This window comes from Kineobactrum sediminis, from assembly GCF_002868715.1.
Classification (GTDB): domain Bacteria; phylum Pseudomonadota; class Gammaproteobacteria; order Pseudomonadales; family Halieaceae; genus Kineobactrum; species Kineobactrum sediminis.
This window is the reverse complement of the sequence record NZ_PKLZ01000018.1, coordinates 1-14364: the sequence shown is the minus strand read 5'-3', so window position 1 is coordinate 14364 and position 14364 is coordinate 1. Positions and strand designations below refer to the sequence as shown.

Genomic DNA, 14364 nt, shown 5'->3' with positions numbered 1-14364 from the left:
AGATGCTTGAGCGGCCAGTAAAAATCCAGCGTTACAGCGCCGCGGCAATCGTGACCGTCAGCGGCGTATGGCAGATCAGCGGCTTGTGGCGCTTCCGGCTCACCGACGAGATCCTGCTCATGGCCCTGAGTGGCAGCATTTATCTGTTGCTCGCCATCGGCCTGTTCGGGCGCTCACGCTTCACCCTGTTCATGACTATCGGTATCTGCGGCACCTTCGCCATACTGCCGGTGGTACAGGGACTGCCCTGGCCATGGACACCACTGCAGTTATTGCGCACCGCTTCTGACCTGCTGGTGGTGATTCTCTGCGCACGCGCCCTGTGGGCGGTGCGTTACCATCCCAGCATCTGAATTACTCCTACAACTATCTCCCGGCAAAAGCGGTCTGCTGAAAAGAGACTATGCTTGTTGCTTACGCACGGTCATTCAGGTGCGCAATCGATTAGCAATCTTCGCTATGAGGGCCCCACCATGAAAGCATCTTTACCTTACCTGTTTCTCGCCGGCGCCATGATTTGCCTGCAGCCGGCAATGAGCCAGGCCCAGGAGCAGGACCAAAGCCGGGCAGAGCCACGGAGTGATGAACGCGAGCAGGATTACGGCTCGAAAATGATGACAGCGGAAGAGCGCCGGGAGCACCGCGAAGCGATGCAATCCATGAAGAGCGAGGAAGAACGCCGGGAGTACATGAAAAAGCATCATGAAAAAATGAAGGAACGCGCCAAGGAGCGAGGGCAGACTTACGGGTCGGAAATGATGACAGAGAAAGAGCGTCGGGAGCACCGCGAAGCGATGCAGTCCATGAAGAGCGAAGAAGAGCGCATGGAATACCGGAAACAACACCACGAAAAAATGAAGGAGCGCGCCAAGGAACAGGGCCGCTCAATGCCCGACGAAATGCCCGGGGAGCGCGGCGGCATGCACCAGGGCAACGGCAAGGGTAAAGGCAGACAGTATTAGTATCGAGCTCCTTACGCCGGAGGAAATACCTGGCGCCGCTACACCGGCTGGGTGGCGGCGCGGCGCAGCAACGGCTTCATAAATACCGGCAGCCACAGCAGGTTAAGCAGCAGGTAGCCTGCTATTACCGGCATTATCGGTTCAGCGGAGCCCAGCAACCAGCCGCTCGCCAGTAACCCGGCAATGCCCGCCAGCCGCAAAACGTCCCAGCGCAATACTCGCGATGGCTCGCCTCCGTCCAGCCACAGGGCAGTGGTCACTGTTGTCGCCAGCAAGCCCGCTATCACCAGCGCCGCTATCGAATAGGCGACTTCGCCCAGCTGCAGGGTGTTGAGCACCACCACCACGGCCATCAACTGGAAGAAGGCATACCAGGCCACGGACGCGGGTATTGCGGGGTCGTATTTCTCAAAATCCGCCAGCTCGCTCTTGGGCCGCGGGAACCGTTGGGCCACGTCCTCCGGACGCCAGCCATTGCGGGCCACCCAGACCTTGAGCTTGTCCTGCCAGCGGCGCGCATGCCAGCTGTCCCTGGCCATATCGACGTAAATGTGGGTAAGCGCCTTCACCGGGCTGAAGGACCGGAGCGGCCCGCGAATACCATAAATACAGGGTTCCTCGTCCAGCTCCTCCTGAAAGGTGCCGAATATCCGGTCCCAGAGAATAAATACGCCCCCGTAATTGCGGTCCAGGTAAATGTCATTCTGCGCGTGATGAACCCGGTGGTTGGAGGGGGTGACAAAAACCCACTCATACCAGCCCAGCTTGGGCACGTGCCGGGTGTGCACCCAGAACTGGTAGATGAGATTCAGGGCGCCCACCGTGACCACCACTTCCGCCGGAATCCCCAGCAGGAACATGGGGATATAGAACAGCCAGCCCAACAGGAAGCCGGTGCTGGTCTGGCGCAGCGCGGTACTCAGGTTGTACTCCTCGCTCTGGTGATGGGCCACGTGGGCTGCCCAGAGGATAGTGCGTTCGTGGCCCATGCGGTGCAGCCAGTAATAGCAGAAATCATAGAGCACGAAGGCCAGCAGCCAGGTAAGCCAGTGGCCGGCATCCATCAGCGGCAGTGAAAAGTACTCGGTAATCAGGTAGTACACGTAGCCGCCGGCCCCCAGGGTCAGGAACCGCTGGGCCTCACTGAGGGTACCCAGAAACAGGCTGCCGACACTGTCGTTAAGGCGATAGGTGTTGCGTTGCTTGCGCCAGCCATACGCCAGCTCCACCAGCATGGCGAGCACAAAGAAGGGCACTGCGTAAACCAATAAATCCATGAGCAAGTTCCTGCGCAATTGACTCCCGGGCACAGCCGGGATTATTGTCACACGTTAATGGCGCCAGTATAGCCCACCCGGGATCGCCAGGGTATCAACCGGTTACTGCCCGCTAACTCGCCCACGGAGGCGTTATTATGCCCGCAATCATCATGGACAGCCCATTGGGGCCGCTGCAGCTGGTAAGCGAAGGCGAACACCTGGTGGCGATCCACTTCCCCGATCACCACAGCGGTGAAGCCAATAGCTCGCAACCGGAGCCGGTACTGAAGGCGGCAAAAAAACAGCTACAGGAATATTTTAATGGGCAGCGCCGGGACTTCAGCCTGCCGCTGGCGGGCAAGGGTACGCCCTTCCAGCAAAGCGTCTGGCAGGCCCTGCGGCAAATTCCCTTTGGTGAAGTGCGCAGTTACCGGGATATCGCCCTGGCGATCAATAATCCCAAAGCGGTGCGTGCCGTGGGTGGTGCAAATGGCCGCAATCCGCTGCCTATCGTGGTGCCCTGCCACCGGGTGATCGGCGCCGATGGCTCCCTCACCGGCTTTGGCGGCGGGCTGCCGCTAAAGCGGCAACTGCTGGCGATTGAAGGGCGTGCTTGTTAAGGGGCCCGGCAATTACTTAAGAGCCCCCACGCAGCACACCGGGCTGATTTTGGCCTGTGCGATCAGGGGCTGTTGGCAATAAACCCGATCCAGGTTGCCTCATCGATAAAGCCGCTACCCCAGCCTTCCCACTCGTCGCCCAGGCCCTCCTCAATGATACTCTCCACCGACTCCCCGGCGGCCAGCTTGTCGCGTACCAGGGCGGTAGTGGTATTGAGCATATTGAGATAGCTCAGCAGGTCCGCCTTGTTGGCCAGGGCGCCGTGGCCGGGCACGATCACGGTCGCGTTATCCACCCGGGTGAGTATGTCGGTTACCGCGGCCTTATAACCGGGCACCGTGCCCCCGGAGCCAATATCCACAAAGGGAAAACGACCGTTGAAGAACAGGTCGCCCATGTGCAACACGTTCTGGCCGGTGAAATATACCACGCTGTCGCCGTCGGTATGGCCGGCGGCGTAGTGTTGTACCTCAAGGTCATCACCATTGAAATGGACCGCCAGGGAATCATCGAAGGTGACGACCGGCAGCGCACTGGCAGGGCTGGCCTCAATCACCCGGTTCATGGCCTTCATTTCCTGCCGGCTCCCCATGCGCTTGCGCACATTGGTGTGGGCCACAATGACAGCCCCGCGCTCGCCCCATAAGCGGTTACCACCTGTGTGATCCAGGTGCCAGTGGGTATTCAGTACAAAGGCTGGGCTGGCCCCCTCCCCTGCGAGGGATTCCAGCGCGTCCACATAGGCGGGCGCCATTTCGCGGTAGTCGTCATCAATCATCAGCACACCATCGTCCCCAACCGAGGCAACCACATTGCCCCCGCGGCCCTGCAGCAGGTAAAGCGGGCCCTCCAGGGCGGTGACCTTTACCGAGGGCGACTCATCATGATTGTCCGCAATCGCGGGCAGCGCCAGCATGCAGCAGGCGACAAGAGTAAGCAGGCCAGGTTTGCGCATAATACGTGCTCCTGTGTCGTTCTTGTGGATGCGCCGACCGGTTTGCGGCCAACACACAGGTGAGCCGGTCGGGCTTCAGGCGTTGAGATCCGGTATCAGCTCGTCCTTGAGGTATTCAATCGCGTCCTTCAACTGTAGCTTCTCCTTCTTCAGGCGCTGCAGCAGAATCTGGTTTTTGTAGGGAAACTCGTACAGCTCGGCGATTTTTTCGTCCAGTGCCCGATGCCGCGCCATCAACTGGAGCAGGCGCATCGCCGGGGAGATGTCCTCGTTGGCGGCGTCTTCCCGGTGGTTACCGGGCGGGTTCCGGGGTGGCTGATTCATCTTGGCACTGGCTCCAGCGCTGCGCTGACAGGATAACGGGTAACTTTATACCCTCATGGATTACCGACACAAGCTCTGCCTCAGGAAGCGGGCGCCGCGCCTTCAAATTCCGGGGTGCTGGCCAGCAAATCGCGCCACAGGGGGTGGCCGGCATCGCCGATGGCATAAAAATGCGGGCTTAACAGTGTCTTGCGGCAATTATAGCGCAAGGGCTTGCCATCCATGCCCAGCACACTGCCGCCGGCCGCTTCCACCACCGCCTGGCCCGCCGCCACATCCCATTCACTGCAGGGCGAAAAGCGGGGATAAAAGTCACCCCGGCCCTCCGCCAGGTGGCAGAACTTGAGCGCACTGCCGCTGTTATCCCGCTCGAGGGGCCCGCGGCGAGCCTCCAGCCAGTCCAGAACCGTGTGCAATCGCGGGCTGCGGTGCCGCCGGCTGGCCAGTACCGTCAACGGCACATTATCGTCAAGGCGGCGTATTGCCAGCGTGTGCTGCTGCCAGGTCTCACCTTCCGCATGGGTATAACGCGCCGCCAACTGGCCGGGAATGCCGACATAGGCGGTTTTTTGCAGGGGCACATACAACACCCCCAACACCGGACGGTGATCATCAATAAGGGCGATATTGATGGTGAACTCACCGGTACCGTCAACAAACTCCTTGGTGCCGTCCAGCGGGTCCACCAGCCAGAAGCGCTGCCAGCCGTGGCGTTGCGCCTTCTCGGCAGGAGAGGATTCCTCGGATAACAGCGGCCAGCCCGGCGTCAGCGCCGCCAGCTGCTCGCGCAGGTGGATGTGGGAGTCGAGATCGGCGTGGGTAAGGGGGGACTCGTCAGCCTTGGCCTGCAACCCGGAGTCACCGGGCGCGTGATAATGCGCACAAATCAGCTCCCCCGCGTCGTAACACAGGCGCAGCAGGGGCTTGATGAGGTAGCTTAAGTCTTGCACGCGCCGTTCCCGCCGTCCAAAAGCAGTATTGTAGCACCCTCCAAATCGCAAACCGCGGCAAAAAGGCGCATAATACGCCGCCCACAGCCACGGTGACTCCTGACTATGATCAACTGGGACAACATCGACACGGTTTTGCTGGACATGGACGGTACCCTGCTGGACCTGCACTTCGACAACCATTTCTGGATGGACCATCTGCCGCGCCTGTATGCCGAGAAAAACGGCATCCCCGAGGCCAGTGCCAGCACCACCCTGCACGGTCGTTTCGGCAGCTTGCAGGGTACCCTGGACTGGTATTCGCTGGATTACTGGAGCAGCCAGCTGGAGATGGATATTCCCGCGCTCAAACAGGAGTTGCGGCACATGATCCGCCTGCGCCCCTTTGCGCTGGAGGTTTTACAGCAGCTGCACGCCGGCCCCTGCGAAGTGGTTATGGTTACCAACGCGCACCGCAAGACCCTGGATATCAAGATGGCGCAGGTGGATATCACCCCCTGGTTTGACCACATGGTGGTATCCCACGAATTGAACGCCCCCAAAGAAGACCAGGCCTTCTGGCATAACCTGCAGGCCCTGCACCCCTTCGACCCGGCGCGCACCCTGCTGATTGATGACACCGAGAGTGTGCTGGACTCGGCCCACCGCTACGGCATCGCCCACCTGCTCACCCTGCTGCAGCCCGACAGCCGCCACCAGCTGCGCATCGACACCCGTTTCCCCGGCATTCACCACTTTGACGAAATCATGCCCGGCGCACTCGGCCTGGCGCAAGCGGAGCCCACCCCGGTATGAATGAGATCAGCAAGGTCCGGGTGGACAAATGGCTCTGGGCCGCGCGGTTTTTCAAAACCCGCAGCCTGGCCAAGGCCGCCATCGAGGGCGGCAAGGTGCAGCTGGATGGCCAGCGGGTGAAGGTGTCCAAGGAAATCACCGTGGGCGACCGCCTGGAAGTGCGCCAGGGCTACGACCAGCGCGAAATTGTAGTCGCCGCCCTCTCCGACCAGCGCCGTGGCGCACCCGAGGCGCAGCTGCTGTACCAGGAGACCGAAGCCAGCCTGAAACGGCGCGAAAGCGAGGCCGCCGCGCGCAAAGCCGCCGGGGGCATGGTCGACCGGCCGGCACACAAGCCGGACAAGAAGCAGCGCCGGCAAATTCACCGGTTCAAGACATCGACGGGGGATTGAGGTTGGTACACACAAAACGTCACATTCCCGTCAGAATGCGCTAGAATTCCGCGATGTTACGCGACATACCCACCACACTGCCGGACACGCCCCTGCTGAACGCGGTTGATCAGGGCCAGCCCCTGCGCGAACTGAACCAGGAGCAGCTGCTGCAGCTGGCGGAAGAGCTACGCGCCTTCCTGCTTTACACCACCGGCCAGACCGGCGGCCATTTTGGCGCGGGGTTGGGTGTGGTCGAACTCACCATCGCCCTGCACACGGTGTATAACACCCCCCATGACCGTATTGTCTGGGACGTGGGCCACCAGACCTATCCCCACAAGATACTTACCGGGCGGATGCAGGAGATGCACAGCATGCGCCAGGCGGGTGGACTGTCCGGCTTTCCCAAGCGTAGCGAGAGCGACTACGACACTTTTGGCGTGGGCCACTCCTCCACCAGTATCTCCGCGGCAATGGGCATGGCGCTGGCCGCCCAGCAACAGGGGATTGCCCGCAAGGTGATTGCCGTGATCGGTGACGGCGCCATCACCGGCGGCATGGCCATTGAAGCCCTGGCCCATGCCGGCCACGTGCGACCCAACATGCTGGTCGTGCTCAATGACAACCAGATGTCCATCGGCCACAACACCGGCGGCCTTGCCACCTACTTCGCCAAGATCTGGGCCAGCAAAACCTACATCGCCCTGCGCGAGGGCTCCAAGAAAGTGCTCAGCCGCCTGAAACCCGCCTGGGAACTGGCCAAACGCACCGAAGAACACATGAAGGGCATGGTCGCCCCCGGCACCCTGTTCGAAGAGTTGGGCTGGCACTACATCGGCCCGCTGGATGGCCACGACCTGCCCCAGCTGCTGCAGACCATGGAAAACATGAAAGACCTGGAAGGTCCCCAGTTCCTGCACATCCGCACCATGAAGGGCAAGGGCTTCGCCCCGGCGGAAGCAGACCCGGTGGGCTACCACGCCGTGAACAAGATAGAAGCCGTGCCCAGGGGGCCGCAACAGGCCCTGCCCTCACCCGGCCCCAAAAGGCTCAAATACCAGGATGTATTCGGCCGCTGGCTGTGCGATACCGCCAACACCGACCAGCGCCTGATCGGCATCACCCCCGCCATGTGCGAAGGCTCCGGCATGGTGGAATTCTCCCAGCGCTTCCCCGGTCGCTACTACGACGTGGCCATTGCCGAACAACACGCCATCACCCTGGCCGCCGGTATGGCCTGCGATGGCCTGAAACCGGTAGTGGCCATTTACTCCACCTTCCTGCAGCGCGGCTACGACCAGCTCATTCACGACGTGGCCCTGCAAAACCTGGACGTGACCTTCGCCATTGACCGCGCCGGCCTGGTCGGCCAGGACGGCCCCACCCATCACGGCGCCTTTGACCTGAGCTACCTGCGCTGCATCCCCAACATGGTGATCGGCGCGCCCTCAGACGAAAACGAATGCCGGCAAATGCTCTACACCGCCTACGACCACTCCGGCCCCGCCGCCATAAGATACCCCCGCGGCCAGGGCCCCGGCGCCATCATCGCCAATGAAATGACCGCGCTGGAAATCGGCAAAGCAGAGCAGGTGCGAAAAGGCGACCGCGTGGCGATCCTGAGCTTTGGCACCCTGTTGCCCGAAGCACTGAAGGCCGCGGATGCGCTGAATGCCACCGTAGTGGATATGCGCTGGGTGAAGCCGCTGGACGAGGCAATGGTGTTGAAGCTGGCGGCGGAGAACCAACTGCTGGTGACGCTGGAGGAGAATGCGGTGGCGGGCGGGGCTGGCGCGGGTGTAAACGAACTGCTGGTAGCGCATGGCCTCACCACTTCGATCATGAACCTCGGGCTGCCCGACCGGTTCCAGGATCACGGAAGCCAGGCCGAGCAACACCGGGAAGCGGGCCTGGATGCCGATGGTATCCTTGATGCAGTCAATGCACGACTTCACGCAATTGGTCTCTCCACCACCGCGGTCAAGCGCAATGCCGTGCCGGTAACCGGATAGTGGCTTTCCCGAATGCCTGAAACCCCCCTTCCTACCTGATGAATATTCTTTGCGTCGCCACATCCTACCCGGCAGACACGGCGGACTGGCGTGGAGTGTTCATTCATCACCTCGTGCACGCCCTGGATAGAAAAAAAGAAATTGACCTGTCTGTCTGGGCGCCTCCCGGCATGCTTCCCTCCACCACGCGCTATGCGGCCACTGATCCGGAGCGCGATACACTCGGCGAGCTGATGGCGGATGGCGGCATCGCCCACGTGATGCGAAGCGGAGGCCTTGATGCAGTGCGCAAGCCGTTACAACTGTTGCGGATGTTGCGAGCCCTGTACCACAGGGAAGACAACATCGACGTGTATCACCTGAACTGGCTGCAAACAGCACTACCCCTGCCCGCAAATGGCAAGCCGGCCCTGATAACAGTGTTGGGCACTGACCTGAAGCTCCTGAAGCTTCCTCTGGTAAAGCCTCTGTTACGACGGATTATGCGGAAGCGCACGGTTACCATCTGCCCCAATGCGGAATGGATGCAGGCGCCACTGGAAGCCGCCTTCGGAGATATTGCCCACATCCAGCCGGTCGTGTTCGGGATAGATCCCATCTGGTACGCGATCAAGCGAAAGCCCAGCACAGAGGCGCCGTCCTGGCTTGCCGTAACACGGTTAACCCGGGACAAGCTGGGGCCACTTCTGGAGTGGTCCGAGCCATTATTCAAAGGGCAGGCCCGCCAATTGCACCTACTGGGCCCCATGCAGGAACAGATAAGCCTGCCCGACTGGGTGCATTACCACGGCCCCGCGACACCAGAGCAGCTCGCCACGCACTGGTTCCCGCAGGCGCATGGCCTTATAACGTTAAGCCGCCACGCCGAAGGACGGCCACAGGTGATGCTGGAGGCAATGGCGGCAGGACTGCCGATCATCGCCTCCGACATGCCGGCCCATGCCAGCCTGGTGCAACAGGGCAGCAGTGGTGAGCTGTGCGATGATGAGGCCAGTTACAGCGCCAGCTTACAAAAGCTGGATAACATCGAGGTCAACCGGGACTATGGCAACCAGGCACGGAGCTGGGTTCTGGACCAGGTAGGCACCTGGGATGATTGCGCGCAACGCTACCTGACGCTCTACACTGAGATGGCAAATACCACGAATGGTTGAACGTGTACTGATAATTGGCGCAACGGGCTTCATAGGCCAGGCGCTCTGCCAGGCTTTTACCCAAGGAGGTAGCCGGGTAAGAGCCGTGTCACGCAGCGGATATTCCAGCACCCTGGATGTGGAAGAGCATGTCGCCTGCGATTGCACAGACCCTGCAGAGCTGGCGGGACTGCTGCAAGACATGGACGCCGTTATCTACCTGGCCGCTACCAGCACCCCCGGCAGCAGCGCAGGACGCCCCGTCGACGAGGTGACTGACAACCTCACACCGCTGACAGCACTGCTGGAAGCACTGCAGGCTAACCCCACCTTACCGCTGATATACTTTTCATCCGCCGGCGCGCTTTATGGCGAACACCCCCAACTGGCCGCCACCGAGGACACCCCACCCCAGCCCAGGTCCTATCATGGTGCTGCCAAGGTCGCCGCAGAACAGTTCATTCATGCCTGGTCACAACAATTCAACGGCACTGCGACTATCCTGCGCCCCTCCAATGTATACGGGCCGGGCCAGCAAGAGCGCGACGGTTTCGGCATAATACCCAAGGCCTTTGGGTGCATCCTGCGCGGCGACCCCATCACGATATGGGGCGATGGGTCCGCAGTGCGCGACTACCTGTACATCGACGATCTGGTAGCACTTGCGCTTATGGCACTGGAACAACCACTGCCCGGTACAGTTCGCACCCTGAATGCCGCAAGCGGGGAAGCGGTGGACCTGAACGAACTCTTTGCAATAGCCGAGTGGGCAAGCGGAGGCACCCTTGAGCGACGCTACACCAATACCCGAATGGTGGATGCCAGCACAGTTCTGATAAGCGCAACAAAGGCATACCAGACTCTTGGCTGGAAACCCCATGTACCGTTAAAGGAAGGGTTGAAAAGGACATGGCTATGGTTCGAGTCCACCCAGCACTAGGCCGACCAGAGGCGCCCCTGTGCTCGGTGTGCATAGCACACTATCAGGGCCCGGAGTTGATCGCCGCCTGCATAGACTCCGTACTGCAACAGGATTGTGAGTTTACGGTAGAGATCATAGTGCACGACGATGCCTCCCCCGACGAATCAGTAGACTTCCTGCGAGCCAATTACCCGCAGGTAGAACTGCTTGCCAGCAAAGAAAATGTTGGTTTTTGTGTGAGCAACAAGCGTATGGTCGCTCACGCAAGGGGCAAATATATCCTCTTGTTGAACAACGACGCCGCGCTATTTTCAGATGCGTTAACCACCCTGGCACGCGAAGCAGAGCAGCAAAATCCCCCCGGAATTCTCACCCTGCCCCAGTACGATTGGGAGAGTGGTGACCTGGTGGACAGGGGCTGCCTGCTGGACCCGTTTTATAACCCCGTGCCCAACCTTGACCCCGAGCGAAGAGACGTGGCAATGGTGATCGGGGCGTGCTTGTGGATTGAACGTGAGACGTGGGACAGGTTGGGAGGATTTCCGGAGTGGTTTGGGTCTGTCGGGGAGGATCTTTATTTGTGTTGTGCTGCCAGGCTTTGGGCGTTACCGGTAGAAGCCATTCCAGAGAGTGGGTATCGGCACAGGCAGGGGCATAGCTTTGGTGGGAATAAACCCAAAGATGGTCGCCTTTCCAGTAGCTATAATAGAAGAATAATGAGTGAAAGAAACAAGACATTTACATTGTATGTAATGACACCCACCGCATTGGTTTGGCCGCTTTTAATTATCCACTTGCTGCTCCTCACTGTTGAAGGGCTAGCACTCAGCGTGCTTCGTTTAAACTTCAGCGTAGCATCGAGAATTTACTTCAATGTATATCGAGAGTTGTTCGGGAACTTAAATCAACTTCGTCATAAGCGACAGATCTTTCAGAATAATAAAAATGGATTACTCCGGGACTACTTCGGCACCTCAACCGTTATTCCACACAAGCTTTCCATGCTTCGTCGCTACGGTGTACCCAAGATCAACGTAGGCGCCAAAAGCTGATGTCCGAACAAATAACCCATGCGCCCACAGTGACGAGTATAGTAGTTACGTACTATCCCGAGGCCAGTGAACTAACTCCATTACTTGAACGCTTATTACAACAAACTGATCGAGTGATTTTAGTTGACAACACTCCTGGCAGCCACAATCCAATACTCGATTCAATCTGCGCGGAATCAATAGCTCGTGAGCGGTGTATTATTATTCGCCTTCAGGAAAATCTGGGCATCGCCGAGGCATTGAACACAGGCTGTGAACGCGCGAGAGAGCTCGGCACTGATTTTTTTTTATTGAGCGATCAGGACAGCCTTCCAGATAATGACATGGTCGCCCACCTTCTAGAGTGCTATCGCATTTCCAGACAGCGATATGGAAAGGTTGCCGCTGTTGGGCCAACTTACACAGACCTGCATACTGGATTGACATATCCTTTTCAAACCCAAATTGCTGGTCGTTTTTTTTACTCGCATACACTACCAACAGATGAGCACCCTTACATTGACGCATTGTCTCTCATTACATCCGGGACATTAATTCCTGTTGAAGCTCTTTCGGAAGTTGGGCCAATGCGACAAGATTTATTCATGGACTACGTAGATATAGAATGGTGCATGAGGGCGAAGCATTTAGGATTCAAGCTGATCGGTTGCGGCTCCGCCAGAATGTCTCAGCGACTAGGTGAAAGCTCAGTTCGCGTTTGGTATTTTGGCTGGAGAAATGAGAGCCTCTACGGCCCGTTACGACTTTACTATCGGTTAAGAAACTTTGTAGCGCTGACCAAAGATCCAAAAATTAATTGGCGCTGGAAGATTCGTAGTAGTTGGTATTCGCTGGGGTTGATATATACTCATTTAATATATTCCAACCAACGCCGCGCAATTGCCACCTACTCGGTCAAGGGCATCACCGCCGGCTTCAAGCATAAAATGGGTAAATATTCTTGAACACTGAAGCGGTCGAATTTCGTGTGGTTGACTGACAGCGGCGCCCGAGCAGGAGATGTCAATATTGAAAGGTATAGCGCACTTCTCTATGACATGCGTCCTTATAAAAAGCATATCGGCTAGCGTTTCTTGAGTGCAGAAAATGATTATTGACACCAGAAAAAATTTAAATACGCCACACGCCTTAAACTCGGGCGTAGATATCTTTTTGACCCTGACCCCACTACATCAAATATTTGTAACTTCGCTCCTATCGAGCAACCATTTCACGAACTCCGCGCAAATTGTAATCAACATGGCAAAGAAATCCTTCGAAGCCGATAATGTCGACGTGATTAACTGCGACTTTCAAAAAAGAAGGCTCGTAGATAGAATTTCCCTCTACCGCCGGCTAGCACGCTTCATAAAAAACTTACTGAGAGATGACCTTATAAATTCGATCACAGCTCCACACCCAAACTGTATTATATGCAATAGCTTGATGTTCGCGAACGGCAACCATCGTGTAAACATCTTAGAAGATGGTCTTGGCAGCTATTATAATTCCAAGAATATCGGCTTTATAAAGCGGAAATCGCGAATGCACGTCTGGCAGGCACCCATTCTGGGATTCAGTTACTCTGATTATGATGGACATTTCAGTGGAATTAACGTACGCAGGATGGACTCTGGTTTCTTTTTAGATCCAAGTTTAGTCTATATGCCAGAACGCTTTAACAAGCTATGCAAATTAAACCTCAATATATCTAGTTCCCCCCCAAGGCTAGATAAGGGTCATCGATTGCTGGTTCTTGATCAGAATATAGAGAGTGTTCTTAGACCTGAACACTGCAAAGAAATGCGAAAAAAAATGTATGATTACGTAAATAGTTATCGTTCGGAGAGAATCATATTAAAACGTCACCCCGCAATTCACTCCGGCTTGAATGTGAATGCATTTAAACAGCGCCTCGAAGAGGTTGATCCCTCAGATGCTGCCGAACTCACCGCCATGGTATATTCACCAACTATTGTCCTAAGCTTTTTCAGCAGCGCACTCGCGAACATTAAGAGAATGATGCCACACGTTGAATGCATTGCGATCATGCCGGAAAAATACAATAAAGACGAGACCGCGCTTTGCCAAATAAAAAGCTGCTTTGACAATATGGGGGTAGAGATTTTGAGGTGACGACTTGCAAGCACACTATTCGCGCTAGCTTTATTTTGACTTACACCAACTGTTGCTTTTCTGAAAAATTCGACCTTCATTTGCTCTAATAAGATTGTAATCTCCCCATTTTTAATCGCCCGCTTGAGTAGAGGGTTATACTGGTTGCTGCGGCTGAGTTGGAGGTGTCCCTCTGATCGCCGTGTTTGGTCGTTCGTTATTGTATTGCCAAAGCCACTGAGTGGCTAAGAGCTGGGCGTGGGCGACGCGTTGAACTCATGCAGATCCAGCCATTCATGCCGTGCGGTACGATTGAAACGTTCAATATAAGCATTCTGAGTTAGCGTGCCAGGCTGGATGTAGATCAGAGTAATCATATTCTTGCTGACCCAGTCCACAGGGACTGCGAAATATACTCCGGGCCGCTTTCACAGCGAATTGCCGCTGGTTTTCTCCGCCATTCGATCATTTGGTCCAGCGCGCGAATCAGGCGCAGTGAAGGCAAGGACAAGTCCACTTCAATAGCGAGGGCTTCTCGGTTGTAGTCGTCAATCACGTTAAATGTTCGGAAGGTCTTGCCACTGGCGAGCTGATCACTCATGAAGTCCATGGACCAGACCTGGCGCAGTCGGCACATCCAATGCCCCAGGATAGTCGCGCTTGATTCAGCGTCTGGGCTTGATACGCAGGATCAATTCTAACTCCCGGTAGATGCGGTACACAAGCTTGTGGTTCCAGGCGTAGCCCTTCACATTGCGCAGATACAGAAAACATACCAAAGCCCCAGCGTTTGTGCGTCTGCGTGAGCTTTAGTAACCAGTCAGCAACCAGGGCGTTTTCACCATCAAGTGTTGCGTGATAGCGATAGTGTAATCCCCCCATTTTTAATCGCCCTTTTGAGTAGAGGGTTA

15 protein-coding genes and 1 pseudogene are annotated in these 14364 nt (G+C 57.1%); 11 read left to right on the top strand and 5 right to left on the bottom strand.

What is annotated here, in order from left to right; all coding sequences use genetic code 11:
- The first annotated feature begins 2 nt into the window (after positions 1–2).
- Together CWI75_RS17690 and CWI75_RS17685 are read left to right on the top strand one after the other, a co-directional pair.
- Entirely contained in the window at positions 3–353 is a 351-nt protein-coding gene (locus tag CWI75_RS17690; protein WP_101522864.1) for a hypothetical protein, read from the top strand.
- Between the two features lie 120 nt (positions 354–473).
- Entirely contained in the window at positions 474–962 is a 489-nt protein-coding gene (locus tag CWI75_RS17685; RefSeq protein WP_146003628.1) for a hypothetical protein, read from the top strand.
- 38 nt (positions 963–1000) lie between these two features.
- Here CWI75_RS17685 and CWI75_RS17680 read toward each other — a convergent pair whose 3' ends face one another.
- Complete coding sequence (locus tag CWI75_RS17680; protein WP_101522862.1) at positions 1001–2239, bottom strand: sterol desaturase family protein; 1239 nt, start codon at positions 2237–2239, stop codon at positions 1001–1003.
- Between the two features lie 137 nt (positions 2240–2376).
- Between CWI75_RS17680 and CWI75_RS17675 the strand changes: the two genes are divergently transcribed.
- Complete coding sequence (locus tag CWI75_RS17675; RefSeq protein ID WP_101522861.1) at positions 2377–2841, top strand: methylated-DNA--[protein]-cysteine S-methyltransferase; 465 nt, start codon at positions 2377–2379, stop codon at positions 2839–2841.
- Positions 2842–2903: 62 nt separating this feature from the next.
- Here CWI75_RS17675 and CWI75_RS17670 read toward each other — a convergent pair whose 3' ends face one another.
- The 3 genes from CWI75_RS17670 to cysQ form a co-directional block, all read right to left on the bottom strand.
- Positions 2904–3797, bottom strand: coding sequence for an MBL fold metallo-hydrolase (locus CWI75_RS17670; protein ID WP_101522860.1), 894 nt, complete (start codon positions 3795–3797; stop codon positions 2904–2906).
- A 75-nt stretch (positions 3798–3872) separates the two neighbouring features.
- Positions 3873–4121, bottom strand: coding sequence for a YdcH family protein (locus tag CWI75_RS17665; protein ID WP_241521293.1), 249 nt, complete (start codon positions 4119–4121; stop codon positions 3873–3875).
- An 80-nt stretch (positions 4122–4201) separates the two neighbouring features.
- Positions 4202–5071 (bottom strand): 3'(2'),5'-bisphosphate nucleotidase CysQ, encoded by an 870-nt coding sequence (gene cysQ / locus CWI75_RS17660; RefSeq protein WP_241521292.1) that lies wholly within the window; start codon positions 5069–5071, stop codon positions 4202–4204.
- A gap of 105 nt (positions 5072–5176) precedes the next feature.
- Between cysQ and yrfG the strand changes: the two genes are divergently transcribed.
- From yrfG to CWI75_RS17620, 8 genes are all read left to right on the top strand, one after another.
- On the top strand, positions 5177–5866 hold the full coding sequence (yrfG, locus tag CWI75_RS17655; protein WP_101522858.1) for a GMP/IMP nucleotidase: 690 nt from the start codon (positions 5177–5179) through the stop codon (positions 5864–5866).
- 5 nt (positions 5867–5871) lie between these two features.
- Positions 5872–6258, top strand: coding sequence for an RNA-binding S4 domain-containing protein (locus tag CWI75_RS17650; RefSeq protein ID WP_206604788.1), 387 nt, complete (start codon positions 5872–5874; stop codon positions 6256–6258).
- Between the two features lie 53 nt (positions 6259–6311).
- Complete coding sequence (gene dxs, locus CWI75_RS17645) at positions 6312–8252, top strand: 1-deoxy-D-xylulose-5-phosphate synthase (RefSeq protein WP_101522856.1); 1941 nt, start codon at positions 6312–6314, stop codon at positions 8250–8252.
- Between the two features lie 38 nt (positions 8253–8290).
- Positions 8291–9406: a glycosyltransferase family 4 protein gene (locus CWI75_RS17640; protein ID WP_101522855.1), complete on the top strand. Its 1116-nt coding sequence runs from the start codon at positions 8291–8293 to the stop codon at positions 9404–9406.
- Positions 9399–10325 (top strand): NAD-dependent epimerase/dehydratase family protein, encoded by a 927-nt coding sequence (locus CWI75_RS17635; protein WP_101522854.1) that lies wholly within the window; start codon positions 9399–9401, stop codon positions 10323–10325. Before CWI75_RS17640 ends, CWI75_RS17635 begins: the two co-directional genes overlap by 8 nt.
- Positions 10295–11359 carry a glycosyltransferase family 2 protein gene (locus CWI75_RS17630; protein WP_101522853.1) on the top strand — a complete coding sequence of 355 codons (1065 nt, stop codon included), beginning with the start codon at positions 10295–10297 and terminating at the stop codon, positions 11357–11359. The genes CWI75_RS17635 and CWI75_RS17630 overlap by 31 nt, the downstream gene beginning before the upstream one ends.
- Entirely contained in the window at positions 11359–12303 is a 945-nt protein-coding gene (locus CWI75_RS17625; protein WP_101522852.1) for a glycosyltransferase family 2 protein, read from the top strand. Before CWI75_RS17630 ends, CWI75_RS17625 begins: the two co-directional genes overlap by 1 nt.
- Before the next feature lie 142 nt (positions 12304–12445).
- Positions 12446–13474 (top strand): hypothetical protein, encoded by a 1029-nt coding sequence (locus CWI75_RS17620; RefSeq protein WP_101522851.1) that lies wholly within the window; start codon positions 12446–12448, stop codon positions 13472–13474.
- 135 nt (positions 13475–13609) lie between these two features.
- Here CWI75_RS17620 and CWI75_RS17615 read toward each other — a convergent pair.
- Positions 13610–14364, bottom strand: a pseudogene (locus CWI75_RS17615) (IS3 family transposase); the annotation flags it as partial.